General features: G+C 30.5%; 26 protein-coding genes. 14 read left to right on the top strand and 12 right to left on the bottom strand.

Annotation, left to right across the window (positions count from 1 at the left end; translation table 11 throughout):
• Positions 1-106 precede the first annotated feature (106 nt).
• Positions 107-1,078 (bottom strand): CAP domain-containing protein, encoded by a 972-nt coding sequence (locus JOC70_RS19510; protein ID WP_204598215.1) that lies wholly within the window; start codon positions 1,076-1,078, stop codon positions 107-109.
• A gap of 399 nt (positions 1,079-1,477) precedes the next feature.
• Between JOC70_RS19510 and JOC70_RS07220 the strand changes: the two genes are divergently transcribed.
• The gene (locus JOC70_RS07220) at positions 1,478-2,965 is read left to right on the top strand and encodes a flotillin family protein (RefSeq protein WP_204598214.1); all 1,488 of its coding nucleotides are present in this window, start codon (positions 1,478-1,480) and stop codon (positions 2,963-2,965) included.
• Positions 2,966-3,098: 133 nt separating this feature from the next.
• Positions 3,099-3,803: a DUF421 domain-containing protein gene (locus tag JOC70_RS07215; RefSeq protein WP_204598213.1), complete on the top strand. Its 705-nt coding sequence runs from the start codon at positions 3,099-3,101 to the stop codon at positions 3,801-3,803.
• Positions 3,804-3,868: 65 nt separating this feature from the next.
• Here the strand turns inward: JOC70_RS07215 and JOC70_RS07210 are convergent, their stop codons facing one another.
• The gene (locus JOC70_RS07210; protein ID WP_204598212.1) at positions 3,869-4,453 is read right to left on the bottom strand and encodes a flavin reductase family protein; all 585 of its coding nucleotides are present in this window, start codon (positions 4,451-4,453) and stop codon (positions 3,869-3,871) included.
• A gap of 267 nt (positions 4,454-4,720) precedes the next feature.
• Between JOC70_RS07210 and JOC70_RS07205 the strand changes: the two genes are divergently transcribed.
• Positions 4,721-5,101 (top strand): DUF4912 domain-containing protein, encoded by a 381-nt coding sequence (locus tag JOC70_RS07205; RefSeq protein ID WP_204598211.1) that lies wholly within the window; start codon positions 4,721-4,723, stop codon positions 5,099-5,101.
• 5 nt (positions 5,102-5,106) lie between these two features.
• A complete protein-coding gene (locus JOC70_RS07200; protein WP_204598210.1) occupies positions 5,107-6,690 on the top strand; it encodes a glycoside hydrolase family 57 protein in 1,584 nt (527 codons plus the stop codon).
• Between the two features lie 100 nt (positions 6,691-6,790).
• Here the strand turns inward: JOC70_RS07200 and JOC70_RS07195 are convergent, their stop codons facing one another.
• Positions 6,791-7,288, bottom strand: a complete 498-nt coding sequence (locus tag JOC70_RS07195; protein ID WP_204598209.1) for a QueT transporter family protein — start codon at positions 7,286-7,288, stop codon at positions 6,791-6,793.
• Between the two features lie 230 nt (positions 7,289-7,518).
• Between JOC70_RS07195 and JOC70_RS07190 the strand changes: the two genes are divergently transcribed.
• From JOC70_RS07190 to JOC70_RS07180, 3 genes are all read left to right on the top strand, one after another.
• Positions 7,519-7,674: a hypothetical protein gene (locus JOC70_RS07190; RefSeq protein ID WP_204598208.1), complete on the top strand. Its 156-nt coding sequence runs from the start codon at positions 7,519-7,521 to the stop codon at positions 7,672-7,674.
• A 40-nt stretch (positions 7,675-7,714) separates the two neighbouring features.
• A complete protein-coding gene (locus JOC70_RS07185; RefSeq protein ID WP_204598207.1) occupies positions 7,715-8,143 on the top strand; it encodes a DMT family transporter in 429 nt (142 codons plus the stop codon).
• 300 nt (positions 8,144-8,443) lie between these two features.
• On the top strand, positions 8,444-9,829 hold the full coding sequence (locus tag JOC70_RS07180) for an MATE family efflux transporter (RefSeq protein WP_204598206.1): 1,386 nt from the start codon (positions 8,444-8,446) through the stop codon (positions 9,827-9,829).
• A gap of 789 nt (positions 9,830-10,618) precedes the next feature.
• Here JOC70_RS07180 and JOC70_RS07175 read toward each other — a convergent pair.
• The gene (locus tag JOC70_RS07175; RefSeq protein ID WP_204598205.1) at positions 10,619-11,815 is read right to left on the bottom strand and encodes an oxygen-binding di-iron domain-containing protein; all 1,197 of its coding nucleotides are present in this window, start codon (positions 11,813-11,815) and stop codon (positions 10,619-10,621) included.
• Between the two features lie 18 nt (positions 11,816-11,833).
• Positions 11,834-12,340 (bottom strand): GNAT family N-acetyltransferase, encoded by a 507-nt coding sequence (locus JOC70_RS07170; protein WP_204598204.1) that lies wholly within the window; start codon positions 12,338-12,340, stop codon positions 11,834-11,836.
• A 285-nt stretch (positions 12,341-12,625) separates the two neighbouring features.
• Here JOC70_RS07170 and JOC70_RS19160 point away from each other — a divergent pair, with 285 nt between their 5' ends.
• Entirely contained in the window at positions 12,626-13,447 is an 822-nt protein-coding gene (locus tag JOC70_RS19160) for a ferritin-like domain-containing protein (protein ID WP_243429068.1), read from the top strand.
• Between the two features lie 179 nt (positions 13,448-13,626).
• Here JOC70_RS19160 and JOC70_RS07160 read toward each other — a convergent pair whose 3' ends face one another.
• Positions 13,627-14,109 carry a PIN domain-containing protein gene (locus JOC70_RS07160; protein WP_204598203.1) on the bottom strand — a complete coding sequence of 161 codons (483 nt, stop codon included), beginning with the start codon at positions 14,107-14,109 and terminating at the stop codon, positions 13,627-13,629.
• Between the two features lie 136 nt (positions 14,110-14,245).
• Positions 14,246-15,160, bottom strand: a complete 915-nt coding sequence (locus JOC70_RS07155) for a hypothetical protein (protein ID WP_204598202.1) — start codon at positions 15,158-15,160, stop codon at positions 14,246-14,248.
• 163 nt (positions 15,161-15,323) lie between these two features.
• Between JOC70_RS07155 and JOC70_RS07150 the strand changes: the two genes are divergently transcribed.
• A complete protein-coding gene (locus JOC70_RS07150; RefSeq protein ID WP_204598201.1) occupies positions 15,324-15,536 on the top strand; it encodes a hypothetical protein in 213 nt (70 codons plus the stop codon).
• A 1-nt stretch (position 15,537) separates the two neighbouring features.
• Positions 15,538-15,837, top strand: a complete 300-nt coding sequence (locus JOC70_RS07145; protein WP_204598200.1) for a spore coat protein — start codon at positions 15,538-15,540, stop codon at positions 15,835-15,837.
• A gap of 126 nt (positions 15,838-15,963) precedes the next feature.
• On the opposite strand, the gene JOC70_RS07140 is transcribed toward JOC70_RS07145, so the two are convergent.
• On the bottom strand, positions 15,964-16,641 hold the full coding sequence (locus JOC70_RS07140; protein ID WP_204598199.1) for a hypothetical protein: 678 nt from the start codon (positions 16,639-16,641) through the stop codon (positions 15,964-15,966).
• A 170-nt stretch (positions 16,642-16,811) separates the two neighbouring features.
• Between JOC70_RS07140 and JOC70_RS07135 the strand changes: the two genes are divergently transcribed.
• Positions 16,812-17,051 (top strand): GIY-YIG nuclease family protein, encoded by a 240-nt coding sequence (locus JOC70_RS07135; RefSeq protein ID WP_204598198.1) that lies wholly within the window; start codon positions 16,812-16,814, stop codon positions 17,049-17,051.
• A gap of 59 nt (positions 17,052-17,110) precedes the next feature.
• On the opposite strand, the gene JOC70_RS07130 is transcribed toward JOC70_RS07135, so the two are convergent.
• Positions 17,111-17,680, bottom strand: a complete 570-nt coding sequence (locus JOC70_RS07130) for a DNA-3-methyladenine glycosylase I (RefSeq protein ID WP_204598197.1) — start codon at positions 17,678-17,680, stop codon at positions 17,111-17,113.
• 270 nt (positions 17,681-17,950) lie between these two features.
• On the opposite strand from JOC70_RS07130, the gene JOC70_RS07125 reads away from it, so the two are divergent.
• Together JOC70_RS07125 and JOC70_RS07120 are read left to right on the top strand one after the other, a co-directional pair.
• On the top strand, positions 17,951-18,508 hold the full coding sequence (locus JOC70_RS07125; protein ID WP_204598196.1) for a hypothetical protein: 558 nt from the start codon (positions 17,951-17,953) through the stop codon (positions 18,506-18,508).
• Between the two features lie 15 nt (positions 18,509-18,523).
• Complete coding sequence (locus JOC70_RS07120; protein WP_204598195.1) at positions 18,524-18,991, top strand: GerW family sporulation protein; 468 nt, start codon at positions 18,524-18,526, stop codon at positions 18,989-18,991.
• Between the two features lie 116 nt (positions 18,992-19,107).
• Here the strand turns inward: JOC70_RS07120 and JOC70_RS07115 are convergent, their stop codons facing one another.
• Positions 19,108-19,446 carry an arsenate reductase family protein gene (locus tag JOC70_RS07115; RefSeq protein ID WP_204598194.1) on the bottom strand — a complete coding sequence of 113 codons (339 nt, stop codon included), beginning with the start codon at positions 19,444-19,446 and terminating at the stop codon, positions 19,108-19,110.
• An 88-nt stretch (positions 19,447-19,534) separates the two neighbouring features.
• Entirely contained in the window at positions 19,535-19,924 is a 390-nt protein-coding gene (locus tag JOC70_RS07110) for an ACT domain-containing protein (protein WP_204598193.1), read from the bottom strand.
• 174 nt (positions 19,925-20,098) lie between these two features.
• On the opposite strand from JOC70_RS07110, the gene JOC70_RS07105 reads away from it, so the two are divergent.
• The gene (locus JOC70_RS07105; protein WP_243429067.1) at positions 20,099-21,307 is read left to right on the top strand and encodes an alanine--tRNA ligase; all 1,209 of its coding nucleotides are present in this window, start codon (positions 20,099-20,101) and stop codon (positions 21,305-21,307) included.
• A gap of 96 nt (positions 21,308-21,403) precedes the next feature.
• On the opposite strand, the gene infC is transcribed toward JOC70_RS07105, so the two are convergent.
• On the bottom strand, positions 21,404-21,892 hold the full coding sequence (infC, locus tag JOC70_RS07100; RefSeq protein WP_204598192.1) for a translation initiation factor IF-3: 489 nt from the start codon (positions 21,890-21,892) through the stop codon (positions 21,404-21,406).
• Positions 21,893-21,900: the final 8 nt, after the last annotated feature.

The following is a 21,900-nucleotide window of genomic DNA, read 5'->3' as shown; positions in this document are numbered from 1 at the left end:
AATTTAAAAAGTACCAGAAATTACATTTAGAATTGTTTATATATTCTAATTTTAGCTGGTAAATTTTCTTTTTCTTCTATACTTAAAATCCATATTGGAAATTATATTATTTTCCTATAAACATCTGTGTCCAGTAATTATTATAAAAACCTACACCTATTTCAGTGAAGTTGCCATTTAATATATTTGCTCTGTGCCCAGGAGAATTCATCCATCCTTTTACAACTTCTTCTGGAGTTCTTTGTCCATAGGCAATGTTTTCTCCTGCTGCTTTATAGGAAATTCCAAAGGATTTCATCATATCAAATGGTGATCCATAGGTCGGTGAATTGTGGTCAAAATATTTCTTATCTACCATATCCTTAGATTTTATTCTAGCAACTTTACTTAATTCAACATTTAATGTTAATGGTTTTAAACCTTCTTTTGATCTTTCAATATTTGTAAGTCTTACTACTTCCTTTTCAAATTCATTTACCTGTGAATCCCCAGCTTGTCCTAGATTATTCTCTGGATTAGTTGGCTTTGGAGCTTCCGGTTTCACTTCAGGTTTTGTAACTGGTGCAGTAACTTCTGGTTTATCTTCAGGTTGTTCAACTGGTATAGTAACCTCTAGTTTATCTTCAGGTTGTTCTACTGGCGCAGTGACTTCTGGCTTATCTTCAGGCTGCTTTACTGGTGTAGTAACTTCTGGCTTAATTGGTGAATTACTAATTTGGTTTATTATGTTTGTCCACTGATTTTCATCAGTAATACATTCATCATTATTTCGCACATCAACTTCTTTACCTTCTGTTTCAATTACTTCTTTTTTATCTTCATTATTTGTAGATATTTTATCTTCAGATATATTAGTATCCTTTTCCTCTTTGGATTGTATATTATTAGTTTCTTTATTATCCACAACTTTTGAAATTTCTTCTTTAACATCTACTGGTTTCTTTGTTCCTTCTCCATTTTCAATGGCTATTGGTGTACCATTAGCCCCTGCTAATTTTTCTACTGATGAATTGCTACATCCTGAAGCTAGAGATGCTATTATCGCAATTGTTGATACAAAAATCGCTAATCTTTTCATTGATAATCCCCCTCTATCACTTTTATTGGCATTTCACGAGATTGATTATAACATGATTTTTCGCTAATTTTAACACTATTTTAAAAATACCATCAATTGCATAATTTATTTGCATTAATTCACCAGTTATGAAAGTCAATTATTCTATCTCCTAACCTCTATGACCTTAAGAAAATCAAGCTTTATAAAAATAAATATAAATGATAAAGATGTATATATAAGTTTAAACTTTCTTGCAAAAAAATATTATGCTATCATTTCTCACATTAAATATTATTAAGTTTTCCTAAATATTATTAAATTTTCCTAAATAGTGTTTAAGTGTAAGTATCTATAGTAGAATATAATATATACAAATACATCAAAAGAATTATCAAAAGGGAGGATGGGAAAATTAAAATGCAAAATTTATTAAATTCACTATTTCATTTGCTGCCAATAATAATTGCTGTAATAGTAGTATTAGCAGTAATATTATGTTTTTGGCGAAGGGTACCTGCTGACAAAGCACTTGTTATTACAGGATTAAAGAAAAGAGTTTTATCAGGAAAAGGGGGTTTTATGATCCCTATATTAGAAACATCTTGTACTATATCACTGGAGAATATATCCATGACAACAGATGTAAATGAAGCTCCTGCAAGACAAGGTATATTTGTAAATATAGTAGGTACTGCTGTAGTAAAGGTTAAAAATGATACTGAAAATATATTAAAAGCTGTTGAACAATTCTGCAGCGGCGGAGACAATAATACCGTAAATGTTATAAGAACCATAGTTGAACAGATATTGGAAGGTAAATTAAGGGGTATAATTTCTACTTTAACAGTAGAGCAAATAAACGAGGATAGGGCTTCTTTTGAGCAAAGAATTGAAGATGATATAAGAAATGAATTAGAATCAATGGGTTTAATCCTAATATCTTATACAATCTTAAAGATAAGCACTCAAGGTGGTTACCTTGAAAACAGAGCAAAGCCTCAAATAGCAGCAGCAAAGTCTGAAGCTGATATAGCTGAAGCTGAAAGAAAGAGAGATACAGAAATTAAAACTGCAAGTGCTACAAGGGAAGGTCAAAAGGCAAAATTAGAAGCTGAGGCTGAAATAGCTCAAAGTGAAAGAGATAAAAGAATAAAATTGGAATCCTATAGAGCTGAACAGGATAAGGCGAAAGCAAATGCTGACGTTGCATATAAATTGCAAGAAGCTGAGAATAATGCAATACTGGCTGAGCAACAAGCCGAACTTGCTGAAAAAGAAGCACTAGTTGTGGAAAAGAAATTAATAGCTGAAGTTAAAAAGCCTGCTGATGCTAAAAGATATGAAATCGAGGTTGCTGCTGAAGCACATAAAATACAAGCAATTAAACAAGCTGAAGCTGAAGCTGAGACAATAAGAGTACGAGCAATAGCTGAGGCAGATGCGAAAAAGATACAAGCTCAAGCAGATGCAGAAGCAATAAGAGCAAAAGGTCTAGCAGAAGCTGAAGCTATCAAGGCAAAGGGTATTGCCGAAGCTGAGGCAAAAGATAGACTTGCAGAAGCAATGGCGAAATACGGTGAAGCTGCAGTAGTTGAAATGATTGTAAATAAGTTACCAGATGTAATGAAGGAAGTATCTAAGCCATTAGAACAGATAGATAATTTAACTGTAATAGACAATGGAGGCACTCAGGGCGCATCAAAAGTGTCCAAAATAGTTACAGATGTAACTGCAAATGGTTTTGAAGTATTAAAAAGCTTAACCGGCGTAGATTTATCAAAGGTGTTAAATAATTTTGTTAATAAAGATATGGCTGCTAATTCTAATGATATTAAGCCAAAGGATCTTACGGCTGAAATAAAAGATATTAAAGATGAAGCAGTATCGGCTAACATGGATCAATAATCCGTATATATATTTTATTGCGAAGAGGATAAATTTTTATTTATCCTCTTTTAATTTTTTTATTTATTATTGGTTAAAATAACATTAGTGTTAAACTGCGTGATAAACTTTTTACATAGAGGAGATGCATCATATGAGTTTTTTACAAGGTCAAGAAACACTTACCACCCTCCAGTGGATTCTTCGTGCTATTATTGCTTTTTTCTTTTTGGTTACAGTTGCAAGAGCCTTAGGACAACGTACCATATCTCAATTAAGACTCCTTGATTTTGTTATTGCTTTAGTAATTGGAAATGTTATTGCTCATCCTTTATCTGATGAAAGGCTTGGTTTACAAGGGTCTATTGTTACTACAATTGTGTTAGTTGTTCTTTATCTGGGCGGCATATTTGGAATTCTTAGGTTTCCGTCTTTAAGAAAAGTTCTTAACAATTCACCAATCATAGTTGTTAAAGATGGAGAAATCCTTTATAAAGGATTAAAAAAAGCAAGAATATCTATTGATGTGTTATTAGAAGAATTACGTGAAGCAAAAGTAGATGATGTAAAAAAGGTAGCATTGGCAATTTGGGAAGCAGATGGACAGATTTCTGTTTTTTTGGATCCAAAATATGAACCCCTTACCCCTTCATACTATCAACTGAAAGCAGAACCTTTTTATTTGCCTAGAACAATTATTAAAGAAGGTAAAATTATTACCAAGGAACTAGAACAAATTCATAAGAATGAAGATTGGGTTATTTCCAACTTAAAAAACTCATATCAAATTGAAGTAAAAAACGTTCTGCTTGGAACCGTTGATAATAAGGACAACATGAAGATTTTCGTGTATAAGTAAACTAAAGATGCCTAAACCTCTCCTTTTATATATGCGAGTTGATTTAAGCATCTTTTTAAAAATGTCTACTTCTTTTTCTTTTTCTTTTTCTTTTGTACTGAAAACCCAAACTTACCTATTGATTTTTCAGGCAATGGATAATATTCTCCATGACAATAACTCATCAAATTTGCCTTCTCATAATGTATCTTTCCCTTTTCATCTATAAGAAAATCCTCTACCTGTACATTGGTCACTTCTCCTAAAAACAGATCATGAGAACCTAGTTTTATAATATCTTTTAATCTACACTCTAATGCCACAGGACATTCCTTTATAGATGGAACTGAAATACTTTCACTTTCTTCTATATTTAAATTAAAGTGTTTTAGTTTATCTAAATCTCTTCCAGACTTAACGCCACAAAAGTCCACTGCTTTTACCAAATCTTTAGATGGTAAATTAACTACAAATTCTCCTGTTTCTTTTATATATTCATAAGAAAGCCTTTCAGGTCTTATAGCAAGTGATATTATAGGAGGTCTTGTACAAGCGGTTCCTACCCACCCCGCTGTAAATACATTTACCTTTCCCTCTGAGTTCTTAGAAGTTACTAAAACTACAGGAACAGGATTCAACATAGCACTGCCCTTAAAATTTGTTCTACTCATAATTTACCTCCAAAATTTAAAAAGTTGTTCGCAAGCTTCTAGGTTCTAGGTACTAATCCATAGCATCTTTATCCTAATTCCTTAAATTTGCATAGCGATTTCTTATAAATTATATACTAAGTAAAGGAGTTTTTAAATATATGTAGAACTTAATAAATACAATTTGTTTTGCATAATTTATAAAAATATGTGATTTCATTACAAATCACTACATCTCAATTCATTGAGATGTTTCATTAATTACAAGGATATGGGGTGAATTACTTAATGAATAGCACAAAATCAAAAATTGTTCTTATGGTACAAAGTGCACGTAGAGTTTATTGCTATTTTTCAGTGTCTCCTTTATTTATAAAGGAATTTAGTGATAAGCACGGGGAGGCACTGTGGAACAGCTCAAAACCTGTTCTTAAGGTTTATGAGTTACATGGGAATGAAGAGAAGGAAATTGAAAGCATATTTATAGATACTTTTGCTGATAATTGGTATATAGATTTAGATAAAGATGCTATAGATATTTTAGTAAAACTTAAAAGACTTCTTCCAGACAATACTTATATAGATGTTGTTACTTCTAACAGAGTTACAACTCCACGAATGATAGAATCTCAAGATACATCAGTTTACTACAAGGATATTAAGGAGTGATTTTTTTGAAAAAAGGATACGTAGCTATGGTGCTTCACAGCCATATGCCATTTATAAGACATCCAGAAATAGATGATGCTCTAGAAGAGAGATGGCTATTTGAAGCTATGAGTGAATGTTACATACCTTTAATTCAAGGTTATGACAAACTTTTAGATGAAGGTATAAATTTTAACATAACTATGTCCATAACCCCTCCTCTTATGGCAATGCTTGAGGATAACTATTTAAATAAAAAATATGAAGAATATTTGACAAAAAGCATAGAGCTTTCAGAAAAAGAAATCTTAAGAAACAAAGGAAACAAGGAGCTAGAGCACTTAGGGTTATTTTATAACCAAAGGTTTAAGGGGCTTTTAAAAACATATAAAGCTTATGATAAAAGACTTATGAATGCATTTAAAAAATTTGATAAGCTAGGAGTTCTCGAAATAATAACTTGCTCTGCAACCCATGGACTTTTACCTCTACTTTCTATAAATCCCGAAACTGTGAAAGCTCAAATTTATACTGGAGTAAAATCTTATACAGATTGTATAGGTCACGAGCCTTCTGGAATATGGCTTCCTGAATGCGCTTATAGCTATAATTTAGATGATGTACTTAAAGAAAATGGACTAAAATATTTCTTAGTTGAAAATACAGGTATATTAAATGCTTCACCAAAGCCTTTATATGGAACCTATGCTCCAATTGTAACCCCTAACGGATTATGTGCCTTTGGACGTGATTTGGAATCTTCTCATCAAGTATGGAGCAATTTTATAGGTTATCCTGGTGACCCTGATTATAGAGAATTTTATAAAGATATAGGCTATGAGCTTCCTATGGAATATATCCAGCCTTATTTAAACAAAGCTGGCATAAGGGTTGATACGGGGTTAAAATATCATAGAATAACAGGTTCTACAGATAATAAAGAATATTATGTGCCAGAAAATGCTTCAGTTAAATCTGAAAGCCATGGTGGTCACTTTGCACATTGCAAACATCACCAAATAGAAAAAGCAAGTTCTCATATGGATATACCTCCTATAATAACTTGTCCTTATGATACTGAATTATTTGGTCACTGGTGGTTTGAAGGCCCTGACTTTATATATGAATTCTTAAAAAGATCTTCAGAAGATTGGACTTCCTATGAACTTACAACTCCTAAAAAATACTTAGAAAAACATACTAGAGTTCAGTGTTCAAGTCCCTCTCCTTCTAGCTGGGGTGAGCATGGAGATTACTCAGTTTGGATTAATAGTTCAAATGATTGGATATACAAGGATTTACACGAAGCTGCAGAGAAGATGATAAGACTTGCTAATAGTTTTAAAAAACCTACTTCGCTGCAAAAAAGAGCTCTTAATGAGGCTGCTCGTGAACTTGTTTTAGCCGAATCTTCAGATTGGCCATTTATAATAAAAAATAACACTTCGGTACAATATGCAGTAAATAGATTAAATACTCATATAGAAAGATTTAATAAACTTTACGAACAAATAACTAAGAATACAATCGATATAAAGTATTTAGATAAAATAGAATCTATTGATAATATATTCCCTAATATGGACTATTCTATATATAAGAGTTTGTAGCTCATGTTTATTAATCTATGATTTTACAAATATAAAATAAAAAAGCTTTGCATTAAAGAACTATTAATTTAATTCTTTAGTGCAAAGCTTAATTTTTTATCTAACTACTAAATATTCTTTTTAGCTGTTGATTTCTTTCTATAAAAAGCATTAACGGTAAACCAAGACCATAGCATGCTAAAATTTGTCCAAGCCCTACTTGAAGCATAGTTATTGCAATAGGCCATTTTAAAGTATAGTTTAAAAGCCAACCTACTATAAGCGCATTCACTACTACTGGCGGCAGTGGTGCTAAATACTTTTTAAACTTTAAATTACTCTTTCCAATTAAGTAAGTCATAAAGGCTGCTATGAGTGAAGCCAAAGACCCAAATATTATGTCTAGTGGTCCAACAGGACTTAATAAATTTGATATTAAGCATCCTACAAAGAGACCTGGTATAGCTGCCGTTGAAAAAAATGGCAGTATTGTAAGAGCTTCTGCAACTCTAAATTGAGATGCTTGATAACTCATAGGGTAAGTTAAGTACATTGTAACAACTGCATATACTGCAGCAATTATAGCACTTAGTGCCAAATTCCGTGTATTTTTTTTCATATTTAATACCTCCATAGTTTTATTTTAAGGCAGGATGGTTACGAACTGCCTGTACATATATGAACTTAATACTTGATAAGTTTAATGCAAATAACTTTATAAGTCAATTCAAAATACACTTCTTTTAATCACTATAGATATTATACTAGATAAACTACTTTATAATTTCTTATAGATTTTAAACATTACACGTACCTCCTTGTCATAAAATACATTAGGGGGTGGATATTATGAAAAAACTATCTAATTTTTATAGGCTCCTTTTTACTTTAATATTTATATTAATAGTTGAAATTATTCTAATCTACATTGGTCACAAAATAGAATCTGAAAAAATTCTTAAGGAATTTAAACTTGAAACTTCAATAATTTGTTATGATAAATAACATTTAAGATAATATACTTGAATTTAAGGAGATGATATACTTGAAGGAACTGCTGCCCTACATATTTGCAATACTTGTAGGTTTATTTACTACAGCTGAATCCTATATAAGTTCAGAACTAGGTGAAATAACTACTCCTTCTATAGCTACATTTTATAATCTTTTTATAGGGGTAATTATATTTTCTATTCCTCTTATGTTAAATAGCAATGTAGCTAAATCCTCTGAGGTTTTTAAAACTAAACCACTTTTACTCACAGGAGGAATTTTTGGGGCACTTATAATATATCTTACTGCTAAATCGATACCATCCTTAGGAATAACAGTTACCCTTACTTTAGTTATTGCTTCTCAAATACTTAGTAGTTTTTATTTAGATACATTTATATATAAATTCAGGCCCTTGGGAATAAATGAGATAATTGGAGTGCTATTTACTTTAGTAGGAGTGTGGTTTATAGTAAAATAACACATTATTCCTTGATATTGAAGTTATATTTTGTTATAATTTCAAAAGAAAACACTATTATTATCTAATTTTAGCAGTAACTATTTGCTAATGATTATATATAATTTTATAAAAACTTTATATAACTGACAATTGTAAAACTATAGTTGTCCAAGTGCCGAAGGTAAACACTTTGAAAAGCTTCATCAAAGTGTTTTTTTATTTACCCTAATTTGTTAGCAATTTGTATTTTCCAATTCCATCTCAAATAGACATAGACTAATTGCATTATAAGTATTTTATTACATAGGAGGAACATCAATGAAAGCAAAATCACATAGTTTCTTTAGAAGTCTTATTAATGATAAAAGCTTCAAAACTAACTTATTAAAACTTGCATTACCTATAACTATTCAAAACTTCCTTACTTCTTCATTAAACATGATTGATACTGTTATAATAGGTAGACTTGGAGAAAAAGAAATTGCAGCAGTAGGTATTGCAAATCAATATTATTTTTTATTTAATCTATTAATTCTTGGGATTGTAGGAGGATGCGGCATATTTATATCTCAATTTTGGGGTAAAAGAGATGTGGAACATATCAAGAAGTTCTTAGGATTAGGATTTTTAGGACTTGCTATATTATCTACAGTATTTACTTTAGTAGCTTTAATTTTCCCAAAACAAATTGTTCTTATATTCAACAGTGATCCTATAGTCATAGAACATGGAGTTAACTTTTTAAGGATTGTAAGTTTAAGTTATATTTTCACAGCAATAAGTTTTAACTATGCTTGCGCCTCTAGATGTGTAGGTAAAGCAATGGTTCCAATGATGGTTAGCGGCATAGCTGTTTTAATAAATGCTATTCTTGATATCATATTTGTATTTGGATACCTAGGACTTCCAGCTATGGGTGTTAAGGGTGCCGCTCTCGCTACCTTAATTGCAAGAATAGTTGAAGCCACAATAATGATTATTTATATATATAAAACTGGCGGTGTGCTTGCTTCAAACCTTAAGGATATGTTCAATTTCGACTTAAAACTTGTGAAAAGTTCTTCAAAAATAATACTTCCAGTTATATTAAATGAAGCTTGTTGGGCACTAGGTAATATTGCATATGTAGTTGCTTATGGAAAGATAGGAACTGAGGCTTTAGCTACAGTCCAAATAACCTCTAATATACAAAACCTATTTATGGTTGTAAATCTTGGAGTTGCAAATGCAGCTTCAGTCATGATAGGCAATGCTATTGGTGCCTGCCAGGAACATAAAGGTAAGCTTTATGGAAGACGCTTTGCATTTATATCAATAAGTTTAGGAATTATTATGGGGGCAATACTTGCAATTAGTTCACCTTCTATAATAGACTTCTTCAAGGTTTCCCCTGTAGTTAGGACAAGCGGTATTTATATATTATATATAATTTCAGCTACCATGTTCTTAAAAATGTTTAATACAGTGTTTGCCATTGGAATACTTCAAGGTGGTGGGGATTCCAAATATTCTTTTAAGCTTCAAATGGCAACTCTTTGGGTAGTAGGAGTTCCGTTAGCCTTTATAGGGGCATTATTCTTAAAACTTCCAGTTCATATGGTAGTAGCTCTAGTATGTATTCAAGAAGTAGTAAATATTTCTATAGCTATACCAAGGCTTTTATCTGATAAATGGGTCAGAAACGTTACAGAATGTGTTGCATAGAAATAAGATGACATTTTAAGATAATGTTGAATCTACCGTATGGGATTTGCATCTAGGAAAGCGTTCATTTCGATAAGAGCGGCTAATATTTATAAATTAAAAATCCCTAAGCCTCCTAAACTCGCCGTAGGCTCAGACAGTAGGAGGCTCTTAACGGTATTTTAAATTTATAAATAAAGCTGCCCTAAAGCTCATTCAATGCTTTCTACGATGCAAATTCCATACTATATGTTCAACATTAAAAATATCATCTACACCTGCTAAAGGAAGAAATTCAGCTAACTGAATTTCTAATATATTATAGAAATTAGCACATAAAGATCTTTTAGGGCGGCAGCCCGTAACATTACAAGAACTTACACTAAGTAAATAAAAAACTTTACAAGTTAAAGATAAGGTAGTACAGTAAAAGATTTTTGATAAAAAATAGAATGCTTAATATCTTACGACCTATCGGTCTGCGGGCTTATCAGCCCTTTTATAAGTGTTCATTTAAAGGAAATTTCGCCAAAGCGAAATTCCCTCCTTCAGCAGCGTGCATTAAGATATTTTTAATGTTGAATTTAGTATGGATTCTGCATTGTAGAAAGCATTGAATAAACAATTAGAAGCTCTTTATCTCTCAATTTAAAGCAACGTTAAGAATTTTCTACTGTTTGAACGATAGTGAGTTTAGAAAATTTAGGTGCTTTAAATTGAGAGATGTTAGAGCTTCTTTGCGAAATGAACGCTTTCCTAAATGAAGAATCCATACGTAAGATTCAACATTAAAAATAACGTAATATCCTTTTAAAGTTCTTTTAATAACTTTTCCCCAAAGATCTTTCCAAACTGTACACATTGCTGCAGTTCTTTCTCAGTTGGTGTGTACTTTATACTTAATGGTTCCTCTAGCACCTTTACTTTAGCCTTTTCCAAATATTCCTTAAGTACCTTAGGAGATTCTCCACTCCAACCATAACTTCCAAAGGAAGCCCCTACTTTATTTATGAACTTAAGCCCCATTATCTCTTCAATATATTGACTAAGTGTAGACAATATACCGTTATTTATGGTAGATGAGCCAAGTAATATTCCCTTTGATTTAAAAATATCTGTAATAACGTCATTTTTATCTGCTGTTGCTGAATTATAAATTTTGAAGCTTAATCCTGCTTCGCCAATACCACGAGCTATATAATCTGCCATTTTATGAGTTGCACCATACATAGAATTATACAGAATAACTACACTTTTTTCTGAATTTCCCTTTGCCCATTCATAATACTTTTGCACAATGTCCATAGGATTTTTTCTCCATATAACCCCATGAGCCGGAGCTATTATATCAATAGGCAAATTCATCCCCTGTAACTCTTCTATTTTTTTAGTAACAAGCTTACTAAAAGGAGTTAGTATATTTGCATAGTATTTTAATGACTCCTGCCAAACTTCATCTTCATCAACCATGTCATTAAATATATCTGAAGATGCATAATGCTGTCCAAAGGCATCATTAGAAAATAGTGTATTTTCTCCAGTTAAATATGTAAACATACTATCTGGCCAATGAAGCATACTTGCTTCCACAAAAACAATATCATTTTCTCCTATATTTATCTTATCTCCTGTGCCTACAACTTTAAAATTCCAACTCTCATTTTCATGATAATGTTTTTTAGTAGTTTCTAAACCTTTTTTAGATACTACAATTGTTGCATTAGGACAATATTTCATAATATGTGGTAAAGCCCCTGAATGATCTGGCTCTGCATGGTTTACTACAACATAATCAATGGTAGTAGGATCTACTACCTCCTTTATATTTTGCAAAAACTCATCTGTAAGTTTCTCTTTAACAGTATCTATAAGTACCGTTTTTTCATCTTTTATAATGTAAGAATTATATGTACTTCCCCTATGTGTTGATAATTCCCCTCCGTGAAAAGCTCTTACTATCCAATCAACTGCTCCAACCCAATAAACATTCTTCTTTAATTCCCTCATGAAAACCCTCCTAGTTTATTATTTTTCAAATTCTCTTGCAAGCCCCCTTAAATCTTCTCCCGCTAATCTGTATACAGTCCAATCACCCATAGCAACTGCATTCATATATTTATAAAAGTTAATTGACGGCTCATTCCAATCAAGACACCACCATTCAAATCTTCCACATTTTCTTTCCACAGCTACACTAGCTAAAAAAGAAAGCATAATCTTTCCTATTCCCTTTCCCCTCATATGAGGTTTTACATATAAATCTTCTAAATAGAGCCCCGGGCGGCCTAAAAAAGTTGAAAAGTTATGAAAAAACAATGCAAAGCACACAGGCTCTCCTTCATATTCCCCAATAACAACTTCAGCAGTTTTACGTTGAAATAATGACTCTATTAATATTTCCTCTGTAGTAACTACATGGTCTAACATTTTTTCATATTCCGCTAATTCCTTAATAAACTTTAAAATTAATACAGCATCTTTTTCTTCTGCAAATCTTAATTTAAAATTCTCAAGCTTTGTATCAATATACATATATAATCTTCCCCCTAATTGCTATTTATATTTATAATTTTTCTATATTGTAACACTCCATTAATACTTTTCATACCATGTTAATGTACTTAGTTTTTAGGAGGAAATCAAATGTATTTTTATAACTGTCCTTTTTTCCCATGTGACTATAGATTTGCAGTAGAAGAAGAAATTATTGATCAACCAGATATATTTGGTGATCCAGATATAATGGGTCAACAAGAAAGTATGCTAGAACAGCAAGGTATGCTGGGTCAACAAGGATTACCTAGTCAGCAGCAAGGCATGATGGGTCAACAAGGACTACCAAGCCAGCAGCAAGGTATGATTGGTCAACAGGGATTACCAATCCAACAACAAGGCATGATGGGTCAACAAGGACTACCAAGCCAGCAGCAAGGTATGATTGGTCAACAGGGATTACCAATCCAGCAGCAAGGCATGATGGGTCAACAAGGACTACCAAGCCAGCAGCAAGGCATGCAGGGCCAACAAGGACTACCAAGCCAGCAGCAAGGTATGATTGGTCAACAGGGATTACCAATCCAACAACAAGGCATGATGAGTCAACAGGGACTACCAAGCCAGCAGCAAGGCATGCAGGGCCAACAAGGACTACCAAGCCAACAACAAGATATGATATTCAGCCAAGTAGATCCATATACCTATCCTGGTAACTTTTCATCAGCACTAAATCTTATACAAGATGCAGTAATCGGTGAGACAGAAGATGAATTATTTTATAATTATTTAATCAGCATCGCCCCTACAGAAGAGGCAAGAAATATACTTACAACTATACGAAATGATGAAAGAAGACATAATCAGATGTTTAGAGGAATTTATTTTAGGCTAACAAGTAGAAGACTTAGCCCTTCTCAACCTAGTGGGTTTGAAAGACCTACTTCTTATTGTGATGGAATTAAAAGAGCATTACTTAGTGAACTTGATACCATTCAAAAATATAGACAAATTGTATTTGCTATTCAAGATAGAGTTCAGTTAAATATGTTATCTGAAATCATAAGCGATGAACTTAGACATGGTAGCCTTTATAATTTATTGTATTCAGATGCAAGATGTTTTAATTCAGGAACTAGGTTCTAGATTAAAAGTCAACATCAGAATTAATATATTTTGAGTATATTGTCTTACTATTTATTTAGTCGCTAATCTCCAATTACTAATTGCTATATTAAACTAGTTAATAGCATTTAGCGGTTAGTGGTTAGAGCTTAGCGATTTTTTTAATGAATTCAAATTGTCTTAGCATTTACTTCCCCCTCTTATTCAATAAATATATTAAAACCTTTTAGCTCTTCAATAAATTCATCAAAATTTAAGACACTAATATTTCCTAATATAATTTTAGCTCCACGTTGTATTTTCTTATCATCAGTAACTAAAACATATTTCTCATCATTACAAATACATATAAGCTCATAATCATTTTTAGAGAGCTTATTTTCATTTATATAATATATATTTTTTTTATAATCATATCTAATATCTGCATTAGGGACTAAATTCTCTTGTATACTACAACTACTTCTTTCTATTACGTGATTTAGTAATTTTAGAAACTTATTTGTAAGTACAGGTACTCCATTAAATTCTTTAAATTCCTTAGTAGAAAGTTCTTCTGCTATATGTTTAGAAATTTTAAAATCAACGTTTTCTGTACTTTCTATTGCATCTATTACTTGGGGACATTTCTTCCAAAGCTTTATAATTATATTTGCATCTAATAAATACTCTTTATGTTCCATTTCATCCTCTCCTTCATTCTATTAATTTTCTCCTATATAAATAAAAATATTAAAATATCATGAAATTAAATTAATCCCTAACGATAATTTAGTGATACTCACATTTTTACCTATTAGGGATTAATCAATAATGTTTTTATATTTCATGGCTAATATTGGTATAAACCTTTCCCATATAATCTTCTACTATTACTTCTATCTTTTCTCTACTATGTTCATTGGAATCTGTATCATATTCAATGTTGCCTTCATAATGTATTTCTTCTAGTTTTATTTCTTCTGGCATTCCAATAGGTTTTCTATAAGAGGTATTCTTATCCTTTATGCTTCCATTTTCTAATATTTTATTTTCGTTTTTCAATTGATTATTGCTATAGACCTTTATTGTTATATTCTTTATTTTAAGTTTATTTCCATCAATTTCTGAAGCACCTGTCTCAAAGCTTAAATCATATCTATTCGAGATATCTACATCAAATTTCAAATCCACCTGTCCCTTTGAAAATGTCTTCGTATTGGGCATAGCATTTATATTAATTCTTTTGTCGAATTTATCTAAAAACGGAATATATTCAAGTTTTTCATTGATTATATTTTTATTATTTTTGGCAACTACTTTAAACTGATAATTGTTTAGATACGGAATAGTTAATGTGCATGCATAATTTAAATTTCCTAAGTCTTCAGCCTTAATCTCATTCCACTTAACCACATTCTGGTTCTCTCCTTCCACTACCCCATAGAAAAGATAAACCTGGTAGTCATTGCTAAGCTCGCGTAAACTCCATTTAAAATCAATCTTTGCCTCTTTCAGATCTTTACTTAAACTAATCACATTATGCTCTGTGTTATATATCCACTTTTTTTGTTCATAAAACTCACTAAGGGTTCTTGAAACATTAGAACTAATGTCATTTATTCTATTATCTAAGTGTGATGTAGTATTTCGTATTGAGTTAATTTCATTTTTAATGTAAGACACATCAAAAAATAATTTTACATTTAATATAAAAATTAATATTATAATACCGTATAATATTCTTTTTTTCATTTATACATCTCCTCTTTAATTTATAAAGACTAATAATTAACTTAGAATTTATATATAAACCTCTACAAATCCAATACTTACAATCCAAGAAATTACATGATTAATAATTTTAAAATTACGCACAATAAATTCGGTTAGATTTTATAAATTGGAGGTAATTAATATGAGAAAACTTTCTGAAGCAGAAGTATTATCTTTAACATCCATGCTTAAAATGGAGAAAGATGGTTTAGCAGTTTCAAAAGCTATGCAGGGTTTAATTTCTGATCAAGAATTAAAACAGCAGGCTGAAGCAGGTATATTAGCAGCAGAAGGCAGAATAAAAGGAATTCAGCAATTTATCAACGAAAATAATATAATACAGGAGGTACAGTAATATGACTTTATTAAGTAATATAGTTCAAAATACTACAGATATTAATGATGAAGTTATATCTCATGATATGTTAGCTGGATCAACAGGGCTCGCTAATGCATATCTTAATGCAGCCTTAACAAGTGCTACTCCAGAACTTAGAGCAATATATTCATCATCTTTAAGCCAGGTTATCGCTGGACACTCTGGAGGTTTAGAACTTGCAATAAATCGTGGTTGGGAAAATCCTTATATTTCCCCTAATCAGCAGCTCTCTGATAGTTATAAAAAATCTCAAACAATGGTTAATCAAAATCAGTAAAAATCTTATTATGTGTTAGGCCAAAGGTGCTAGGTACTAGTATTAGATGAAACTTTGAACAGCAACGTTTCTATATTTTCTAATACATTGTACTTAACACCTATTGCCTAAAATATGTCTGACATTTTATCTAAATTTGCATTTTATTATATAGACATAATCATTTTTTAAAAGCCTTTCAGTTGCTTTATTTTTAATAACTTCATCATCTGCATTAATCTCATCAATAGAAATACTTGACATGCCATTTTCTTCGGTTCCAGCGATAGCTGCTAAAATCATCTCTTTTTCAGTAACTATTTCACTTTTTTGGATACTTGCCCAAGTTAGTCCTCGAATGCTTTCAGAAACTTTAATATTAGTGCTTCCCTTTCCACCACTTCTATTAGATGATGTAGAAAATGTCCATTTTTCTTCAGATTTGTTTCCCATAAATTTTTGAGTTGAAAAAATCATTTTAATATTTTTTTCTTTAGGTAATTGAATATCGTTTTTTAACCCAAAGCACTTATTTTTAAAACTTCCCTTTTCATAATAATCCACCCAAAGTTCTAAAGAACCTATCTTTTTATCTTTAATATTAGCATCAAATATAAAATATTTATCTATATCTAACCCTTGAAGTAATTCCTTTTCTCTATCCGTAAGTTTTGTTTCTACAATTTCTCCACTGCTTTTAACTATATCAGTCTTATTTTCTTTACCTGTATTATTACTATTACAGCCTTGAAAATATAAAGTAAACATTAAAATTACTGCTAAACTTAACACTTTAACAATCCTTAGATAACCTTTTTCTTTCATTATTACCCCCCTTTTATGTAATCACTATTCTCCAATCGCTAAAGATTAGAGATTAGAGATTAGCGACTAGTGATTACAAATAAAACTATGATATAATTTACTTAATGGTGCATAGTAGTTTTCTAGTATCCAGCACCTTATTCCTATTTCAAGGACGGTGGACTAGCTTTATGTGTTATGTTTACATATTAGAGTGCTCTGATAAAACTTTATATACTGGTTGGACAAATGATTTAAATAAAAGAATAAAAACTCATTCTAGTGGTAAGGGCGCAAAATATACTAGATGCAGACTTCCTGTAAAACTTGTGTATTTTGAAGAATATGCGGATAAAATTTCTGCCCAAAAGAGAGAATATGCCATAAAACAATTCTCTAGAACTCAAAAATTGAACTTGATAAATAAATAGAATCTATATTTAATATTTCAATTGTCTTGTATTAAATTCCTTCAAACACTTCATTATTTTTATTTAGATCTCAACTCCTCATACTTAAAGCATTCAACTATATGATCATTAATTATCCCCATAGCTTGCAAATATGAATATACTATAGTTGGTCCCAAAAACTTAAATCCTCTGTTCTTTAAATCTTTGCTTATTATTTCAGATAATTCATTTTTAGATGGAATCTGAGATTCTATTTCCCAAGAATTAACTATAGGTTTATCGCCAACAAAATTCCACATATATTTACTAAAGCTTCCAAACTCCTTTTGAACTTCAATAAATTTTTCAGCGTTACTTATAGAAGCTCTAATCTTTTTTTCATTTCTTATTATTCCATCATACTTTAGCAACTCTTGAATTTTTTCTTCATCATACCGAGCCACTAAATTAACATTAAAATTATCGTATACCTTTCTATAATTTTCTCTTTTTCTTAAAATTGTAATCCAACTTAGACCTGCTTGAGCAGATTCCAATACTAAAAATTCAAAGTGCTTGTTATCATTGAATTCAGGAATTCCCCATTCTTCATCATGATATTTTATATAAAGCTCATCATCGCCACACCATGAACATCTCTTTTTCATAATTCTTCATCTCCAATAAACGTTATATTTTTTATCTTGCTCACAAATTTACCCTGATATTAAATTTAAAATTACATTTTATTATAATAACATCAAATATTGATAACTTATCAATAACTTACAACTAATACTTTGGTTAATACTTTCCATACTATATATAGAAGCATAATTAATCAACTATGCTTTCAAATTGATATGTATTGGCTTATAACAAAATTATAATTTTCTATAGCCCATGCATGCTTCTTATAGTAAACGGAGATGTTGTCTATGTATATACTTTCAAGCTTGATACTTTTACTTGTGTTTTTATCTTTGATACTTGCAGCATTATTAATTACCGTACCTTTAAAAGTTTCATTTGCATTTAGTTCTTATGAGTATACAAATTTCAATCTAATTACAACATGGTTAAAACCATTATTAAAATTAGTCATAGTTAAAACTGATGAACAAATGTTTTACACACTATATTTACTTAATAAAAAAGTTTCAACTAAAAATCTTACAAATAAAACACTTAATCATGCTAAAGATTATATTGAAAAAATACAACTTACACGTAATTTAAAACCTTATTCCATTGATATTGAAGCTTCTTATAGCTTTAAGGATCCTTCTATCACTGGAATGGTTTGCGGTGCTATTAATTTAGCATCAACTTATCTTGGTATAAATGTTATATACAATAATCCTGATTTCAATGCGAATTACGACTACTTCAATATAACGGGTACAGCTCAAATAAGTGCAATTTCAATAATAACTACGTTTTTTAAACTAAGAAAATTAAATTTAGCAATGCAGCCTTTGAATGCTAATAAATAAAGGGAGGATTTTATTATGAATGATACTACAAACTTTTCACAAAATCTAGGTACATTATTTTCAGATCTTCACAATTTTGTAGATACAGATTCAGTTTTAGGTAAACCACTATCTGTAGGAGATAAAACTTTAGTTCCTGTAATGTCTGTTACACTTGGTTATGGAAATACTGGTATGTCAACAAAAATGCAAGCAGTAAATAGTACTAACGCCTCCAATGGTGTTGGTTTAGGTGCTAGAGTTTCTACAAGTTCAGTTATGGTTATAGATAAGGATAATGTATCAATGCTTCCAGTAAACGAAAAAAGTACTATGGGACAAATGATGGATAAAATTCCTCAGGCACTATCAACTTTAGGCCAGAATATGATGCAACCTGGTATGAATCAAAATCAGGGCCAAAGTCAATCACAAAGTAGTCAAAATTCTACCCAAAACAAGCAACAAAATAGCTCTAGCAGCTCATCAGGAAGTATGTCCTAATAGGTGCTAGGAAGATTTTAATTTAGTGATACCTTGTATAAATATATTTAATGGAAACTTCTCATTGCTGAAGTTTCCATTTCATTTTCCTTAGTACTTTACTCCTAATGCCTAACTTACTCCCATTCTTTCCATACTTCTGGTTCATAGCCTATAGTTGCTTGTTTACCATTTCTTACTATTGGTGTTTTATAAAGCTTTGGATTATTTAAAAGTATTTCTTCTTTGACACTATCATTTCTGATATTTTGAAGATTTGATTTTTCATATTCCTTGGATTCTTTATCTATTAAATTTGAAAGTCCTACTGCTGCTTTAACACTTTCAAGCTCTCTTTTACTTAATGCTTTTATTGTCAAATCTATAAATTGATAATTAACTTTTCTTTCTTTGAAGTATCTTTCTGCTTTCTTTGTATCAAAACACTTCTTAGTTCCATAAATTTGAATGTTCATTTAGAAATTTCTCCTTTGTACTAGTTTGTAAATAATACCTTTACTAAATATTTAAATCATAACTTATTTATTATATTAAAAATATGTTTTATTTAATTACATCATATTCATTTCTCAATAATACGCTTATTGCATTTTCAATATGGCTTTCCTTAACTAAAATATAATCTGTATCATAGGTTGAAATAGCAAATATACTTATACCATCCTTAGCTAGTAAACTGCTGATTTTAGAAAGTATACCTATGAGTGAAAAATCTAACGGTCCCTCAATTTTTAATGCTTTCCATTCCACTTCACACTTTATATTGCTTGGGATGTTTTCTTCATTACATACAATTGATAATTCATCTGCTGTTTTAGTTATTGAAAAAAATTCACCCTTTGTTCCCCAACTTGGAATAGCTTCATTAATATCTAATCTACATACCCCAAATTTATCCTTTAATAAGCTAAGGCTTAATTTATGTTCTATCATAACTTTCCACTCCATTTCTTCTATAGCCCTTATCTATATAAATATTATACGAAAACTTTATTACATACTAAAATTATAGGTTATATTTTTATATATTTCCACCAAAAGGATAAACTATTATTATACTTTGTGATAAAATAAAAGGACATTGCCACATTTTAAGGAGTGAATACTTTGGAAAAGCTTTATTATGAAAATCCATATATGAATGAATTTACTGCTGAGATATTAAATATAGTTGAAAAAGATAATAAATATCATGTTGAATTAGATAAAACCTATTTTTATCCTGGTTCAGAAAATATGCCTTGTGATACAGGAGAAATAAGTTCTATCCCTGTAATTTATGTCTATGAGAATGATGAAAAAGTATATCATGTACTTGAAACAAAGCCTATAAAAATTCATAAGGTGAAATGTACTATAAATTGGAGCAAAAAATATAATTATATGCAGCATAATATTGGGAAGGTATTACTTTCTCATTACTTTTTAGAACTATTCAATGCAAATACAGTTAAATTTCACTATGAGGATAATTACACTTATATTGATATAGATAAGGTTATTAGCTTTGATGAAATCAAAAGAGTTGAGGAAATAGCGAATAAAATAGTTTTTAATAACATTAGCATCGAAAGCTTTTATGCAACAAAATCAGAGCTAAAAAAACTATCGGTTAAGAAAGTCTCCCCAAAGGGAAATGAAAAGATTAGAGTAGTTAAAATTGAAGACATTATTATAGCTCCATATACCCAATTACTTACAAATTCCACTATAGAGGCTCAAGTAATTAAAATTGTCAAATGGGAACCTTTAGGAAAGAATACTCGAATAGAATTTTTGTGTGGCTTACGGGCAGTTTCTGATTACGTTTTAAAACATGAGTACATAAAATCTATGTTTAATTTACTAAAATGTGATAATGAAAAAGATGCTCTAGCAAAAGTGCAAAATCTTAGAAATGAACTCAATGATGCTCTAAGTGAAAAGGGAGTCTTAAAGGCACAGGTTGCGGAATATGAAGTTAAGGAGATTTTAAATAACTCTGAAAATATAAATGGTGTTAAAATAATTAAAAACATATTTGACAATGGGGATTTAAAGTACATAAACTTATTAGCTTCTAAATTAGTATCCTATCCTAAAGCTATAGTTTTATTTGCAATAAAAACTGAAGATAAAGCTCAATTAGTTTTTATGTGTTCAAAGGATTTAAAAGTTATAAGCATGAATTTACTTTTAAAGGATGCCATAACTTTAATTGATGGAAAGGGCGGCGGAAGCGACTTTTCAGCTCAAGGCGGAGGAAAAGATAATAATAATTTAATTTCCTGCATTGAATATGCCTACAAGAAAGTGTGCACCTATTTTCAGGATTAATTTTATTATAGTAAATATCAAAAAATAACTAATCCCTAGTATCTAATAACGATTAGACACTAGGGATTTAGTGACTATACTAAATTGCACTGCAATTTATTTTTTTGGTGCTAAAATCATAGTCATATTGTTTCCTTCAAGTTTTGCTGGTTTTTCAATAGTTCCAATTTCTCCTATTAACTCAACAAATGACTCCATAATTTTAAACCCTACTTGGGTATTGTTATTTTGTCTTCCTTTAAATCTAATGGAAACTTTAACTTTATCTTCATTAGTTAAAAACTTTCTAGCATTATTGGCTTTAATTTGAATGTCACCCACATCAATTGTTGGACTTAATCTTACTTCTTTAAGATTAACAACTTTTTGATTTTTTCTGTTTTCCTTTTCCTTTTTAGATTGCTCATAAAGGAATTTACTGTAGTCCATTATTCTACATACAGGTGGATTGGCATTAGGAGAAATCATAACTAAATCTAGTTCTCTCTCTTCAGCTATCATTAAAGCATCTCTAGTGCTTACAATTTTGCTTTCATCTCCATCAATTAACCTAATTTCCTTTTCTCTAATCTGTTCGTTTAACATAACATCCT

The organism is Clostridium pascui (assembly GCF_016908015.1).
Lineage (GTDB): Bacteria > Bacillota > Clostridia > Clostridiales > Clostridiaceae > Clostridium_AK > Clostridium_AK pascui.
Note: the sequence above shows the minus strand (reverse complement) of the source record. Positions and strands in the feature narration are given on the sequence as shown.